This window comes from Arthrobacter ipis (assembly GCF_014694315.1).
In the GTDB taxonomy this organism is placed as follows: domain Bacteria; phylum Actinomycetota; class Actinomycetes; order Actinomycetales; family Micrococcaceae; genus Arthrobacter; species Arthrobacter ipis.
This window is the reverse complement of record NZ_JAAOXD010000001.1, coordinates 701,548-716,133: the sequence shown is the minus strand read 5'-3', so window position 1 is coordinate 716,133 and position 14,586 is coordinate 701,548. Positions and strand designations below refer to the sequence as shown.

Sequence of the window (14,586 nt, the reverse complement as noted above, 5' to 3'; positions counted from 1 at the left end):
AGCCGTTTTAGGTGGCAAGCACTTCGGCGAGGTCGAACTTCACTGGTTCCTCGAGCTGTTCATAGGTGCAGGATTCCGGATTCCGGTCCGGCCGCCAGCGCACGAACTGGGCGGTGTGGCGGAACCGCTCGCCTTCCATGTGGTCGTACTTCACTTCCAGCACCCGTTCCGGCCGCAGCGGCGTGAAGGACAGGTCCTTGCCCGCGCTCCAGCGGCTGCCCTCCGCGTTGCGGGGTGTCCGGGTGCCGTCCTCCTGCTTGGCCCAGGCCCACGGGTGCTCGTCGAAGCTGGTGACCAGGGGCTGCAGTTCCTCGAAAAGCTCCTTGCGCCGCTTCATCGGAAATGCCCCCACGACCCCAACGCTGGCGAGTTCGCCGTCGGGCCTGTACAGGCCCAGCAGCAGCGAGCCGATCGCGTCCGGACCGCTCTTGTGCACGCGGTAGCCGGCCAGGACGCAGTCGGCGGTCCGTTCGTGCTTGATCTTAAACATCACGCGCTTGTCCGGCTGGTACGGCCCGTCCAGCGGCTTGGCAATGATCCCGTCCAGGCCGGCGCCCTCGAACTGGTGGAACCACTTTCCGGCCAGCTCCGGGTCCTGCGTGGCGGCGGTCAGGTGGACTGGGGCGCTGGCGGAGGCGAAGGCCTGTTCCAGGGCGGCGCGCCGCTCGGCGAAGGGACGGCCGCTGAAGTCCTCATCGCCGAGGGCCAGCAAATCGAAGGCCACGAACTTCGCCGGCGTCTGCTCGGAGAGCATCTTGACCCTGCTGGCGGCGGGATGGATCCGCTGCTGCAGGGCGTCGAAGTCCAGCCGGTCACCGGAGGAGCCCACCAGGACAATCTCGCCGTCGAGCACGCATTTGGGCGGCAGGTTGGCCTTCAGCGCCTCCACGAGTTCGGGGAAGTAGCGCGTCATCGGCTTCTCGTTGCGGCTACCGATCTCCACGTCATCGCCGTCGCGGAAGATGATGGAGCGGAATCCGTCCCACTTCGGCTCGTAGCTCAGGCGGCCTTCGGGGATGGCGCCGACCGATTTGGCCAGCATGGGGGCGACGGGGGGCATGACCGGCAGCTGCATAGGCCCCATTCTTGCCCGGCACCCGTCCCCGGCGCCACCCCCTTGGCCGCCCTCGGCCCATCCACCGCGACCAGCCACCACCCTCGACATGGCCCCCGCCTCGCCGGTAGACATTAACGATGGCAGCTATCGGTTTCCACGCATCGCACGAACAGATCAGCCCCGGCCAGCTCCTGAAGGACGTCCGGCTCGCCGAGGAGGCGGGCTTCGACGCCGCCATGTGCTCGGACCACATCGAACCGTGGTCGGCGCGGCAGGGGCACTCGGGCTTCGCGTGGTCCTGGCTCGGGGCTGCCCTGGCCAGCACCAACCTGCGCTTCGGCGTGGTCACCGCACCGGGACAGCGGTACCACCCGGCCATCATTGCCCACGCCTCGGCCACGCTGGCGTCCATGTTTCCGGGCAGGTTCTGGATGGCCCCGGGCAGCGGCGAGAACATGAACGAGCACGTCACCGGCGACCCCTGGCCGCAGAAGGAGACACGGCAGCAGCGGCTGGAGGAGTGCGTGGACGTCATCCGCCGCCTGCACGCCGGCGAGGAAGTCACCCACCACGGCCTCGTCACCGTGGAGCAAGCGCGGATCTGGGATGTGCCATCGCCCCCGCCGCCCCTGATCGCACCGGCCATTAGTGTGGAAACGGCCCGCCGGGCTGCCGGCTGGGCTGACGGCCTGGTGACAGTGAACCAGCCCGCCGAAAAGCTCAAAGAAATGCTGGCGGCGTACCGATCCGAGGGCGGCCAGGGGAAGGCCGTACTGCAGATCCACCTGTCCTGGGCTCCCCGGGAGGAGGACGCCGTCGCCCTTGCCCTGGACCAGTGGCGTTCGAACGTCTTCGCCCCGCCCGTTCCCTGGGACCTGCCGACGGCGGCGCACTTCGACGGCGTGAGCACCGACGTCGGGGAGGCCCAGGTCCGGAAATCGGTGAACGTCTCCGCCAGCCTGGACCGCCATGTGGAGTGGCTGGGTGAGTACCTGGAACTCGGCTTCGACGAGCTGTACCTGCACTTCGTGGGGCAGGACCAGGCGCCGTTCATCGACGCCTTCGCGGACAGCGTCCTGCCGCAGCTGCGGAAGGTGCCGGTGGCATGAACATCGCAGAGACATCGGACCTGTGGTGGAAGACCGCCGTCGTCTACTGCCTGGACGTGGAAACCTTCTTTGACCACGACGGCGACGGCACCGGTGATTTCAGCGGCCTGACCCAGCGCGTGGACTATCTGGCGGCGCTGGGCGTGAACTGCATCTGGCTGATGCCCTTCTATCCGTCACCGGACCGGGACGACGGCTACGACGTGACGGACTTCTTCGACGTCGACCGGCGGCTGGGCACGCTGGGCGACTTTGTGGAGTTCATCCGCACCGCGAAGGACCGCGGCATCCGGGTGATCGCGGACTTCGTGGTCAACCACACCTCCAACCAGCACCCCTGGTTCGTCGAGGCCCGCAAATCGGTGGACAACCCGTACCGGGACTACTACGTCTGGCGGAGCGATCCGCCGCCGGACACGTCCTCCGAGGTGGTGTTCCCGGGCGAGCAGACCTCCATCTGGACCCAGGACGATGCCACCGGCGAGTGGTACCTGCACATGTTCATGGAGCACCAGCCGGACCTCAACGTGATCAACCCCAAGGTCCGCAACGAGATCGCCAAGGCTATGGGCCTCTGGCTGGAGCTCGGGCTCGACGGGTTCCGGTTGGATGCGGTGCCGTTTTTCCTGGAGACCCGTGGGGCGCCCAAGGACGAGGCGGCCGCCATCGACCCGCATGACTATCTCAGGGCCCTGCGCAGCTTCGTCAACCGGCGCAACGGCGGGGCGGTGCTGCTGGGCGAGGTGAACCTGCCGTACAAGGACCAACTGGAGTATTTCGGCGGCGCCGACGGCAACGAGCTGAACATGCAGTTCGACTTCATGTCCATGCAGCACATCTACCTGTCGCTCGCCAGGCAGGACGCCCGCCCGCTGGCCGAGACGCTGAAGACGCGCCCGCAGCTGCATCCGGACAACCACTGGGCAATGTTCGTGCGCAACCATGACGAGCTCACCCTGGACAAGCTCAGCGACGGCGAGCGGGAGGAGGTCTTCGCCGCCTTCGGACCGGACAAGAACATGCAGCTCTACGGCCGTGGACTGCGGCGCAGGCTGCCTCCGATGCTGGACGGCGACGCCGACCGGATCCGGATGGTCTACTCCCTGATGTTTTCCCTGCCGGGCACGCCGGTGCTCTTCTACGGCGAGGAAATCGGCATGGGCGAGGACCTGCGGCAGAAGGGCCGCGCCGCCGTCCGCACACCCATGCAGTGGAACGGCGAGAAGAACGGCGGCTTCTCCAGCGCGAAGGTGTCCGAGCTGGTGGTCCCGCTGGCCCGCGGGGAGTACGGTCCCGAAAAGGTCAACGCTGCCAGCGCCAAACGGGACCCGGAGTCGCTGTGGAACTTCATGGTCACGCTGATCCAGCGGTACCGGGAATCACCGGAGCTGGGCTGGGGCGAGTTCGCCGTCCTTGAGCAGCCGGAGCCGACCGTGTTTGCGCACCGCTGCAGCTCGGCGGAGGCCACGGTGGTGCTGCTGCACAACTTCGGCGAGGCGCCGGTCAAGGTCGCCGCGAACGTCGGATCCGGGGACAGTCCGCCGCGGGCTTTCCGGGACGCCATCCTGCTGGATCTGTTCGACGCCGGGAACGTACCGTTGGAGGCCGACGGCGGGTTCACCGTTGAGCTGGGACGGTACGGCTACCGCTGGTTCCGCGTCCACCGGCCCGGCGACCGCCTGGCACCCTAAGGGCGCCAGGCCCTTCGGACCTAAAGGTTCCGGCGGAACACCTTCACCTCCCACGGGCGCAGTTCCAACGGCTGCAGTTCGCCGGCGTCCGGCGGATAGTTGCCCAGCACCAGCTCCGCGGTTGCCCGGCCGTTCAAGCCGCCGCCGCTAAGCCAGCCGTCGTCGAGCCCGGCCGTCCGGGCGGTCCCCGAAAAGTTGCCCAGCACCAGCAGTTCCGCTTCCGGAAGCGAGCGCTTGAACGCGTAGACGTGTTCGTCGTCGGGCAGCAGCATGCTGAAATCCCCGTACGCCACAACGGGGTCCGCGTGCCGGAACGCGATCACCTTGCGGTAGAAGCTGAAAACGGAGTCGGGGTCGTCAACCTGGGCGGCTGCGTTGATGGTGTTGGCGTTGGGGTTCACGGCGATCCAGGGCGCCCCGGTGGTGAAGCCGCCATGCCGGCTGGCGTCCCACTGCACGGGTGTCCGGGCGTTGTCCCGGTTCAGCGGCGCCAGCGCAGCGAGAACCTCCGCGTCGGTGTGGCCCAGATGCGTGGTGGCTTCGCGGTTGTGGTTGAGGACTTCGATGTCGCGGTAGTCGCTGATGGCGCCGAACGCCATGTTGGTCATGCCCAACTCTTCGCCCTGGTAGACGTACGGCGTGCCGCGGTGCAGGTGCAGGACGGCGGCCAGCATCTTCGCCGACAGCTCACGGTACTGGCCGTCGTCGCCGAACCGGGAAACGGCGCGGGCCTGGTCGTGGTTGCCCCAGTAGAGGCTGTTCCAGCCGCGCTCCGCGAGCCCTTCCTGCCAGCGGCCCAGGGACTTCTTGAGGTCGGTGAGCAGCAGCTTCCTGGGCCGCCACTTGTTGCCGCCCTCCTGGTCGAGGGCCACGTGCTCGAACTGGAACACCATGTCCACCTCCCCGCGGCCGGGATCGGTAAAGAGGGCGGCGTCCCCTACGGTGACGCCCGGCATCTCGCCGACGGTGAGCAGGTCCTTGTCCCGGCCCGCGAAGACCTCCTGGTGCATCTCCTGGAGGAACTCGTGGATGCGCGGTCCGCAGATGAAGTGCGGGCCGCCGTCGCCGTAGAGCATGCCTTCGGCCTGCGGACCGTCCGGCAGCGACTGCTCCTTGGAGATAAAGTTGATGACATCCATCCGGAAGCCGTCCACGCCGCGGTCCAGCCACCAGTTCATCATGTCGTACACGGCGGCCCGCACCTCCGGGTTTTCCCAGTTGAGGTCCGGCTGCTTCCTGGAGAACAGGTGCAGGTAATACTCCCCCGTCTCCGGGTCGTACTCCCAGGCGGGCCCGGAGAAGGCAGAGCCCCAGTTGTTGGGTTCTGCACCGGGCATTCCAGCAGCAGGCGCGCCCGGCTCGGCACGCTCGCGCGGCGGCCGCCACCAGTACCAGTCCCGCTTGGGGTTGTCCTTGCTGGAGCGGGACTCCGCGAACCACGGATGCTCGTCCGAGGTGTGGTTCACCACCAGGTCCATCACCAGCTTCATGTCCCGCGAGTGCAGGCCGTCCAGCAGTTCGTCGAGGGTCTCCAGGCTCCCGAACACGGGATCGATGTCGCGGTAGTCGCTGATGTCGTAGCCGTTGTCATCCTGCGGCGAGCGATACACCGGTGAAAGCCAGACGACGTCGACCCCCAGCTTTTGCAGGTAGTCCAGCTTGCCGATGATCCCGCGGAGGTCGCCGATGCCGTCGCCGTCCGAGTCAGCGAAGCTGCGCGGGTAGATCTGGTAGACCACCGCGCTCTTGAACCACTCCCTGCCGGCGCGGTAGGCCGCTTCTGCCTCGGTTTCCTGCGTGGTCATCGCTGCTCCTCCTGGTGGACGGTGGCGGGCTGCTGGCCCACTGAAAGTCTTGTTCCAGAAGAATCGGCGGTCAATGGCTGACGCTCAAGGGCCTTAGCCGGGTGTTGTGCTTGCTGCTTACTCGCCATACATCAGGCTGCCGAGGAACGAGTCCAGCTGCTGACCTGCGGAAACCGCCCTGGCGCCGGAAACTAACCGGGCGCTAACGGGCAGGAAACGCGTGCGCAACATTGCCACGCCACACTTGGTTGTGCCGGCAATTGCAGGCACCAGCTCCAGCTCAGGAGGCCACGCCATGTTGAAGGAAGCCAAACCCCACATCACCCGGGTCCGTGCCCTGGACCAGCTGCATCGCGGCGACGAGATCGAGGCCCGCCTGTCGGTGGGCCCCAGCTATGACGACGTCATCGTCCGCCGCGGCAGCGTCCAGGAGACAGCCCCGGGCATCGGCGTCGTGTGGATCATGGATCATCACTCGGGCATGCGCAAGGCCATCAATACGGACGAATGCAGCGTCTGGCGGGTCGCCTGAGCCAGCTAGCCACCAGCCACGGACTGGATAATCAGCACTTCCTGGCCGGCAGAAACTTCCGTTTCCAGGCCGCGGAGACGCCGGACCTCCTCGCCGTTCACGTAAATATTCACGTAGCGGCGGAGCGCACCCGTCTCGTCCCGCAGCCGCCTGGCGAGTACCGGGTAGGTCCCGGTCACGGAATCCAGCAACGAACCCACAGTCACCGCCCCGTCGGCGGGTGTAGTCAGTATGGACTGCCCGCCGGCGAGCGGCTGGAGGACGCCGGGAAGGACCACGCTGATCTCAGCCACCGCACATCCTCACGCGGGAGTCGCCGCTGCAACCGGCGCCCCAGCCACAACGGCAGCGCGAACGCACAGCACATCGGGCAGGTGGGAGGCCACCTCCGCAAAGGTTTCACCTTCGTCGGCGCTGGCATACACGGCGCCGCCGCGCGTTCCGAAGTAGACCCCGGCGGGTTCAGCGGAATCCACGGAGGCCGCGTCACGGAGCACCGCGTTGAATTCTGATTGCGGCAGCCCGGAATCCAGGCGCTTCCACGTCGAACCGGCGTCGTCGGTACGGTGCACGGCGAGCTTTCCGTCCGGCGGAATGCGTTCACCGTCGGCTTTCAACGGAACAACCCAGGCCGTACCTGCACGCCTGGGGTGCGTCAGCATGACGAACCCGAAATCGGCCGGCAGGCCCTCCGCTATCGATTCCCAGTTCTCGGCATTGTCGTCGGTGCGGTACACACCGTGGTGGTTCTGCGCGTAAAGGCGGCCGTCGACGGCGGCATCCGCCGCGATCTTGTGCACGCACTGGCCGAATTCCGGGTTGGGATCGGGCATGAAGTAGGCCGAGATTCCTTTGTTCCGCGGCTCCCAGGACGTCCCGCCGTCGAGCGAGCGGTAGACGCCTCCGGTGCTCATGGCGACGTGCACGTTCTCCCCGGAGGGGTTGACCACGATCGAGTGGGCGGCCGCGCCGCCATATCCTGCACCCCATTCGCTGCGGTGCGGGTGGTCCCACAGTCCGCGGTTCAGCTCGAAGTGCTCGCCGCCGTCGGTCGATTTCCACACCGAAATCGGCTCCACACCGGCCCAGACCACCCCCGGGCGGGATTCGGCGTCGGGGTAGATCTGCCAGATGCGTTCCACGGCGGCGTCGGTGCCTTCGGGGAACTTGATGGCACCCTGCTCGGGCTCGGTCCAGGTGGCGCCGAGGTCATCTGAGTGGGCAACGTAGGGGCCCCAGTGCTCGGACCGCACCCCCACCATGATGCGTGTGCGGCCGTCCCGCGTGTCGATTCCGATGCTTGGTATCTCGCTCATCAGGAAGTGCGGGCCGGAAAAGGACCACTGCTTCCGGTCCTGGCTGGTGGCCAGCCAGAGGCCTTTTTTGGTCCCGATTGCTAAAACGAAACTCGCTGAGGCATTCATGCACCCCATGCAACCACTCCGGCGGAGGGGCTGCAATGGTTTCAGCCCCCACGGGTTTGCCTGGGTTCGATGCCCGGACGGGACCTAGGACCCGATCCTCGCCCCGGCTTTGGCGGTGCCGGCTTTCGCGGCACGGCGGTTTCGCCACCACCGGCGGAGCAGGTCGGCCGCTGCCAGGATTCCGGCCAGGGGCGTCAGGACGGCGGCGGCGTAGACAAAGAGCAGCCAGGTCAGCGTGGCGATCGGCGGCTGGCTCCGGCTCAGCAGGGACAGGCCGCCGAACAGGCCCGCGACCCAGAAGAGCACCACCAGCGCCAGCACGGCTGCCGCCGGAAAGTACTCGTTCCGCACCACCCTCTTCAAGGTTTCCACCACTGATCCTCCTGCACCTTGCATCCCCATGAGACCAGTATGCGACGCGGACCCGCTGTCACGGAGACGGCACGGCGAACGTGTGATGAATACAACCGCTGCCTGGCCTGGCTACGGGTGTACCCCCAGGTAGGAGTCCACCAGGTTCAGACCCGGCGAAGGTGCCAAAAACGCTCCAACCCCAACGTCTCTTAACCCACGGGATATGAGGCGCCTCGCCGACGATACGATTGCGATGACTGTAGCTTTCAGCGTGCGCCGACGTGATCATTTGCAGCGTTCAGCTACAGCCGATGTGCTTAGTGGCCGCCGGGTCCCTGGATGTAACGACACTGTGGGTGTCTACCCACAGTTCGCCAGCAGTTGCAGCCCATCGTGGGACGCAGAGCCTGGTTCCGCGGAGAACACCAGCATCTGTAGGGTGCGGTCCCGCTTCGACCCGGAGGAGGGTGACGACCTGGCGGGTGTTGGACTCCCAGTCTTGGTAGAACGTCTGTGCCCCGGGATCGAGGAACACGAAACGCGCGGCGTTCACGGGTTGCCTGGAGTCGTCAGGTAGTCTCCGGCTCGTTCGCGGGCGATCTCCAGCAGGGTGGAGTGGAATGCGACTTCAGCCGGGGCGTAGACCTTGTCTTGTCGTTGGGCCAGTAATACGCGCCGTAAGGGTGCGTCGGGGCCAAGGCTGATGACACTGACGTCGGGGTGTTGGAGGGCGACGGCGGTTTTCGGCACCATGGCCACGCCCATCCCGACACTCACCATGGCTTGGGCTTCCTGGTAGTCGTTGGCCAGGAAGCCAATCGTTGGTTCGAAGCCGGCCTCGTGGGCGGAGCGCTGCAGCACTTCCACCACGGGGTGGGCCTCGGCCCGCACTATCCACGATTCCTTGCGGAGCTCTTCCATCCGGATCTCATTGCGGCCGGCAAGTGGGTGTCCGCGGGATACCAAGAGGACGGTGCTTTCCTGGAAGACTTCCGTGATGCGGATTGAATCGTCCTGAAAGCGGTTCCAAGGGTAGTCCCACAGCAGGCATAGGCCGGTAACTCCAGACTGCAGGTCTGTCACGAGGTCATCGAAGCGTGCGCTTCGCACGGAGAGGCCAATGGCCGGGTACCTCTTTTTGAAGGCCCGGATAACAACCGGCAGGAACGACCCCGCGAGAGTCGGAAATGTTCCGATGGCCAGGGAGCCGCGTTTGAGGCCTGCGATTTGATCCAGGTCGGACTGTGCTGCCCTCATTTGCCCAACGATCTTCCGGGCGTGGCCCGCGAGCACTTGTCCTGCCTCGGTGGGCACCACCCCGCGGGAGCGGCGGTTGAGGAGAGGCTGGCCAACTTCCTGCTCGAGCTTGCGCAGCTGCTGGGAGACTGCTGACGGCGTGTACATCATCAGTTCGGCCGCGGCAGTGATCGATCCCTGCTCGACGACCTCGACCAGCAACGCCAACCGGCGAATATCGAATAAATCCTGGCTCTCATCGTTAAGCAATGATTCACCCTTCTGTGGAAGATGTTCATTCTATACCTACGTCGCTTCGTTTCCCGGGAAGTCATGGGTCTTTCCGGGCGCGCCGAGCCTGATTCTGGTAACTGAGCTCCTTCAAGGCAGCTGAGTTAAGGGTTTCTACATCCTGCATCACAAATCCGACATTGTCTTCATTTGTGATCTGCCTCAATCTCGAATCAGGCCCTTGAACACCCCTGGGCAGCAGAGAAGCAAGGAACTAACCATGAAGATCGAAGCGGAATGGATGCGCGGAGGCACCAGCAAATGCTGGGTCTTCGAAACCGGACAGCTGGGCGAGACGGGAACCAGCCCTGACGTGCTGCTTCCCCGGCTGTTCGGCAGTCCGGACCACAGGCAGATCGACGGTGTTGGCGGGGCGACTTCCACCACCAGCAAAGCGATGATCCTTGGCCGTCCCACCGCCGGCGATGTCGACGTTGAGTTCACTTTCGCCCAGGTGGGGATCGAAGAGGCCGCAGTGGATTGGGGCAGCAACTGCGGCAACTGCTCGGCAGTGGTCGGTCTGTACGCCATCGAAAAGGGCTGGGTGGTCCCGACCGGTGACGTCACCCGGATCGTTACCCGCAACACCAACACCGGCCAGATCATCATCCAGCGGGTGTCCACGCCGTCCGGTGCCCTGCCGATCGTTCCGCAGGCAGAGATGCCGGGTGTCCCGTTCCCCGGATACCGGGTGGGCCTGGGCTTCCAGGACCCTGCCGGCAAAACCACCGGCAAGCTGCTTCCCACCGGATCAGCCTCAGACACCATCACAGCCGGCGGAACCCGCTGGACCGTCTCCATGGTCGACGCCGGAGCGCCGGTGGTGATTCTCCGGGCTGAGGACCTTGGCCTTGACCCTGCGCGCTACGACAGCTGGCTCGCAGGGGTGGAGTTGCAACTGGAAACCCTGGAACACATCCGTCGCCAGGCCGCAGTGCGGATGGGGCTGGCAGCGACCACCGCCGAGGCGGCCCGCGCCGTCCCCAAGCTCGCCATCGTGGCTTCGCCGGCCCAGTCCGATCCGGAGAGCGACGTCAGCGTCATGATGCTCTCGATGGGCAGGCCCCACCCGGCATTGGCCATTACCGGCAGCATCGCACTGACCCTCGCCGCCCGCACCCCGGGCACCGTGCTTAACGCCATCACCGGCGACACGATTCACCCCACCCTGCGGCTGCGCACACCGGCCGGGGTTATCGAAACCTGGAGCGAGGAACGGGACGGATCACTGCTCGTCGGCGTCGACCGAACAGCCCGCACTCTCGCGACCACGGTTATCCACCTCCCCGAGGCTCTCGGCAGTGCCGTCGACGCCTCCCTCGCCAGCGCCACTCAATGAGGAGACAGCATCATGACTAAGACCGCAGAACAAATTGCACCCGTAGATAGCGACACAAGCGCCGCCCGCTCCCAGCGTCCCAATCCCACCCGTCGGCGCCGTATCCTGCTGATGACGGTGGCCGCCGCCACTATCCTGGGTCTGGTCGCCCTCCTGTTCGGGGGTGTCCTCTTGAACCCCGGGGCCGCCTCGGGATCGGAGCCGACCATGACCGCCACCCAGATCATCCCGCTCGTCATCCTGGTCGTGATGTTCGTCGTCGCCACGAAATGGCCGCTGAACATCGGCATCATGGGGCTGGTGGCATCCTTCGGTGTCGGCTACTTCATGCTCGGTATGAGCGACAAGGAAATCCTCGAGGACTTCCCGGCCAGCATCGTCCTGACGATCATCGGCGTCACCTACTTCTTCAGCATGGCCCAAAGAAACGGGACCATCGACATCATCGTTCAGACCTGCGTGCGCCTGGTCAGGGGCAAAACAGCGCTCCTCCCCTGGGTGTTCTTCCTCATGGCTGCCGCGCTGACCGCCCTGGGCACCTTCTCCCCGGCCGCCGTCGCACTGCTGGCACCGGCAGCCCTCGGACTTGCCTACGAGTCACGCATCCACCCGGTCCTCATGGGCGCCTTCGTCATCAACGGGGCCCACGCCGGCGGCTTCTCCCCGCTGTCCGTCGCCGGCGTGCTGGTGCACGACATCGCACTCAAAAACGGATTCCCCGTCTCCCAAGGCGCGCTCTTCACGGCCAGCTTCGCCCTCAATCTCATCCTCTCAGCCCTGACCATCGTGCTGTTCGCCCTCTTGGGCAAGCTGCGCGACAACCACGCCAACGAGTACGCCGGTCTCGACGCAACCCGCGTCGGACGTCCGAAGGGTCAACAGATCTTTACGCTGGCGTTGATCGCTGTGATTCTCGTGTGCACCCTGGGCTTCCACATGCCCATCGGATTCGTCGCCCTCTCGGCCGGCCTCCTCCTGGCATTCGTCAACATCAAGGAACACAAAACGTTCATCGGCGGCGTTTCCTGGTCCACGGTCCTGCTGGTGGCAGGCATGATCACCTACGTCTCCCTGCTCCAGCACGTCGGCGTCATCGATACCCTCGCCGAGCAAGCCCTCGCACTAGGTGCACCACTCCTGATCGCCCTCGTCCTCTGCTACGTCATCGGCGTTGGATCGGCCTTCGCCTCCTCCACCGCCTTGCTGACCGCATTCATCCCCCTGGCCGGCCCGCTGCTGGCCACCAGTTCACTCAGCGCCTCCGGAACCGTTGCAGCACTCGCCATCGCTGCCACGGTCGTGGACGTCTCCCCCTTCTCCACAGACGGAGCACTGGTCGTCGCCAACGCCCGCGAGAACGACCGCCAACGCGTCTACAAGCAGCTAATGATGTACGCGGGAGCAGTCGTCCTCGCAGCCCCCGCACTGGCCTGGGCCCTGCTCGTACCCACCGGCATCATGTGACCGTAGCTCCCTGCGAACCCACACAGGCATCCGCCTCAGGTAACAACAGCAGACGATGACGGGACCAAGGACCGCCGGATCTACGTCCGGCACGCGCACGGGATGACCCTGCCTCCAACGCAACAGGAAACCCGAAAGACGGGCGCAGGCACGCCCGTGCGCACCAAAGGCAGGGCGGCTTTCGCAGCCGCCCTGCCTTTGGCTTTGCCTCAACTCCGGCCAACAGCTACCCGCGTCCTGGCGGGAATGCATTCTGTCAGCCCCGGGGACTACACTGAACTATCGAACATATATTCGAAAAAGGGTGTGTTGTGGGTGTGATCATTGGACCCCGCGTGATAAAGGCGGGACTTTCCGTGCGGCTGGTGCTGATCTCGCCCGTGGCCGTGGCTGCGGGCTTCCCGTCCCCCGCCCAGGACTACTTTGACGGGCGGATCGACCTCAATGAGCACCTGATCAAGGACATCACCAGCACCTACATCGTGCGGGTATCCGGGGACTCCATGGAACAGGCCGGCATTAGCGACGGCGACGAACTGATCGTCAACCGGGCGCTGGAACCGCGCGACGGGTCCGTGGTCGTCGCCGTGCTGGACGGCGAGCTCACCATCAAGCGCCTGAAGATCAGCGCGGCAGGCGTAGTGCTCCAGGCCGCCAACCCTCTGTATCCGGACATCAACGTCCCCGCCTTGGCCGACCTCACCATCTGGGGCGTGGCCACGAGGTGCCTGCACCATGTCTAACGCCCGGCAGCAGATAGCACTGGTGGACGTGAACTGCTTCTACGCCAGCGCGGAGCGGGCCTTCGACCCCTCCCTGGAAGGCAAACCGCTCGTCGTGCTCTCCAACAACGACGGCTGCGCCGTGACCCGCAGTCCGGAGGCCAAGGCCCTGGGGATCAGCACGGGCGATCCATGGTTCAAACTAGCCCCTCGGGCCAAGGAGTGGGGCCTCGTTGCCCGATCCAGCAACTACGAACTGTACGGCGACATCAGCGCCCGCGTCATGGAACTGCTGGGGCGCTACTCGGCCTGGCTTGAGGTGTACAGCATCGACGAGGCGTTCCTGGGCATCAAGGGCACCCCCGAACAGATGGTGGGTCTCGGCCGGACCATCAAGGCCGCAGTCCAGCGCAACGTCGGCGTGCCCGTGTGCGTCGGCATCGCCGCCACCAAGACGCTCGCCAAACTGGCCAACCGGTGGGCAAAGAACAACCCCGCGCTCGGCGGGGTGTGCCGCTGGGAGTCGATGGAACCGGAGGTACGGGACCTGCTCATGGCGCGGCTGCCGGTCTCGGAGGTGTGGGGTGTGGCCGGCCGGCTCGAAAAGCGGCTGAACGCCCTGGGGATCTGCACCATCCTGGAGCTCAGCCGGGCCGATCCTGTGATGGTGCGCGACCGCTTTTCGGTGGTGCTGATGCGCACCGTGCTCGAGCTGCGCGGAACGCCCTGCATACCGCTGGAGGAGGAACGCATGGGCCGGGACCAGCTGATCTTCTCCCGCTCGTTTTCCACTCCCCTGACTTCGGCCTCCGAATTTCGCCAGGTACTGAGCGTCTACGCGCAACAGGCGAGTGCCCGGCTGGCCCGGCACCGCCTGCAGGCCAAGGTCCTCACCGCGTTCGCCGGCACGTCCCACTACAACCCGAAGGACAAGTCGTCTCCCTCGGTATGTGTTCCGCTGCCGATGCCCACTTCAGACCCCGTACTGCTCACTAAGGCTGCCCACGCCCTGCTTCCTGCGATCCAGGACGGCGTCAATTACGCCCGTGCCGGGATCATGGTCACCGACCTGCGGCCGTCCGGGAACCAGCAGCCCCTTGAGCCCTTCGCCAACCCGCACGAGGAACGTGGGATCGGGCCGCTGGTTGAACAGATCAGCCGGAAGTACGGCAGGGGCACCATCGGACTCGGGTTCGCAGGCCTGAAGACCGGCCTCGATTGGAGCATGAAGCGTGGAATGCGATCGCCGCGCTACACGACGCACTGGGACGAGTTGCCGGTGGTGCGCGCGGCCTGACCGGCCCATGCGTCCGCGGACCAGTCAGTCCACAAATTCAGACTGCGTCTCGATGAAATCCCATTCGGCTTCGGTCAGGACTGCCTGCGGCGTATCCGGGTGCGGACCTCCCGCCTCAGCAATCCCCTGCATCACGAACAGCGGAACGTCGCCGGCCCGCAGGTTCTCGCGAAGCCATTCCTTGCTTTTCAAGTCCAGATCAAGCCACCACATGTAAATCTGCATGGGACGCCGCCTTTCTACGTCTCCACGCTAGGCTCGCCGC

The 14,586-nt window shown here is 65.6% G+C and carries 15 protein-coding genes; 7 read left to right on the top strand and 8 right to left on the bottom strand.

Annotated features, from left to right (window positions below; all coding sequences use genetic code 11):
• Positions 1-7 precede the first annotated feature (7 nt).
• Entirely contained in the window at positions 8-1,075 is a 1,068-nt protein-coding gene (locus G9E11_RS03430) for an ATP-dependent DNA ligase (RefSeq protein WP_190602917.1), read from the bottom strand.
• A 119-nt stretch (positions 1,076-1,194) separates the two neighbouring features.
• Between G9E11_RS03430 and G9E11_RS03425 the strand changes: the two genes are divergently transcribed.
• Together G9E11_RS03425 and G9E11_RS03420 are read left to right on the top strand one after the other, a co-directional pair.
• Positions 1,195-2,166 carry a TIGR03885 family FMN-dependent LLM class oxidoreductase gene (locus tag G9E11_RS03425; RefSeq protein WP_190602915.1) on the top strand — a complete coding sequence of 324 codons (972 nt, stop codon included), beginning with the start codon at positions 1,195-1,197 and terminating at the stop codon, positions 2,164-2,166.
• The gene (locus G9E11_RS03420) at positions 2,163-3,857 is read left to right on the top strand and encodes an alpha-amylase family protein (RefSeq protein WP_190602913.1); all 1,695 of its coding nucleotides are present in this window, start codon (positions 2,163-2,165) and stop codon (positions 3,855-3,857) included. Before G9E11_RS03425 ends, G9E11_RS03420 begins: the two co-directional genes overlap by 4 nt.
• Positions 3,858-3,877: 20 nt before the next feature.
• On the opposite strand, the gene G9E11_RS03415 is transcribed toward G9E11_RS03420, so the two are convergent.
• Positions 3,878-5,662 (bottom strand): glycoside hydrolase family 13 protein, encoded by a 1,785-nt coding sequence (locus G9E11_RS03415; RefSeq protein WP_190602911.1) that lies wholly within the window; start codon positions 5,660-5,662, stop codon positions 3,878-3,880.
• Between the two features lie 295 nt (positions 5,663-5,957).
• On the opposite strand from G9E11_RS03415, the gene G9E11_RS03410 reads away from it, so the two are divergent.
• Positions 5,958-6,194, top strand: a complete 237-nt coding sequence (locus tag G9E11_RS03410; RefSeq protein WP_102972536.1) for a hypothetical protein — start codon at positions 5,958-5,960, stop codon at positions 6,192-6,194.
• Positions 6,195-6,199: 5 nt separating this feature from the next.
• On the opposite strand, the gene G9E11_RS03405 is transcribed toward G9E11_RS03410, so the two are convergent.
• From G9E11_RS03405 to G9E11_RS03385, 5 genes are all read right to left on the bottom strand, one after another.
• A complete protein-coding gene (locus G9E11_RS03405) occupies positions 6,200-6,487 on the bottom strand; it encodes a MoaD/ThiS family protein (protein WP_111903109.1) in 288 nt (95 codons plus the stop codon).
• A gap of 9 nt (positions 6,488-6,496) precedes the next feature.
• Positions 6,497-7,618, bottom strand: coding sequence for a WD40/YVTN/BNR-like repeat-containing protein (locus G9E11_RS03400; protein WP_414635169.1), 1,122 nt, complete (start codon positions 7,616-7,618; stop codon positions 6,497-6,499).
• Between the two features lie 84 nt (positions 7,619-7,702).
• Complete coding sequence (locus G9E11_RS03395; protein ID WP_190602907.1) at positions 7,703-7,990, bottom strand: hypothetical protein; 288 nt, start codon at positions 7,988-7,990, stop codon at positions 7,703-7,705.
• A gap of 280 nt (positions 7,991-8,270) precedes the next feature.
• Complete coding sequence (locus tag G9E11_RS03390) at positions 8,271-8,507, bottom strand: MmyB family transcriptional regulator (RefSeq protein WP_311764299.1); 237 nt, start codon at positions 8,505-8,507, stop codon at positions 8,271-8,273.
• Positions 8,508-8,521: 14 nt separating this feature from the next.
• The gene (locus tag G9E11_RS03385) at positions 8,522-9,478 is read right to left on the bottom strand and encodes a LysR family transcriptional regulator (RefSeq protein WP_190602905.1); all 957 of its coding nucleotides are present in this window, start codon (positions 9,476-9,478) and stop codon (positions 8,522-8,524) included.
• Positions 9,479-9,719: 241 nt separating this feature from the next.
• On the opposite strand from G9E11_RS03385, the gene G9E11_RS03380 reads away from it, so the two are divergent.
• The 4 genes from G9E11_RS03380 to G9E11_RS03365 all read left to right on the top strand — a co-directional run bounded on the left by G9E11_RS03380 (position 9,720) and on the right by G9E11_RS03365 (position 14,321).
• Positions 9,720-10,838, top strand: coding sequence for a PrpF domain-containing protein (locus tag G9E11_RS03380; protein ID WP_190602903.1), 1,119 nt, complete (start codon positions 9,720-9,722; stop codon positions 10,836-10,838).
• A gap of 12 nt (positions 10,839-10,850) precedes the next feature.
• Positions 10,851-12,302, top strand: coding sequence for an SLC13 family permease (locus G9E11_RS03375; RefSeq protein WP_190602901.1), 1,452 nt, complete (start codon positions 10,851-10,853; stop codon positions 12,300-12,302).
• A 311-nt stretch (positions 12,303-12,613) separates the two neighbouring features.
• Positions 12,614-13,045, top strand: a complete 432-nt coding sequence (locus G9E11_RS03370; protein ID WP_190602899.1) for a LexA family protein — start codon at positions 12,614-12,616, stop codon at positions 13,043-13,045.
• Positions 13,038-14,321, top strand: a complete 1,284-nt coding sequence (locus G9E11_RS03365) for a Y-family DNA polymerase (RefSeq protein ID WP_190602896.1) — start codon at positions 13,038-13,040, stop codon at positions 14,319-14,321. The genes G9E11_RS03370 and G9E11_RS03365 overlap by 8 nt, the downstream gene beginning before the upstream one ends.
• 24 nt (positions 14,322-14,345) lie before the next feature.
• Here G9E11_RS03365 and G9E11_RS03360 read toward each other — a convergent pair whose 3' ends face one another.
• Complete coding sequence (locus tag G9E11_RS03360; RefSeq protein WP_102972543.1) at positions 14,346-14,546, bottom strand: hypothetical protein; 201 nt, start codon at positions 14,544-14,546, stop codon at positions 14,346-14,348.
• Positions 14,547-14,586 lie beyond the last annotated feature (40 nt).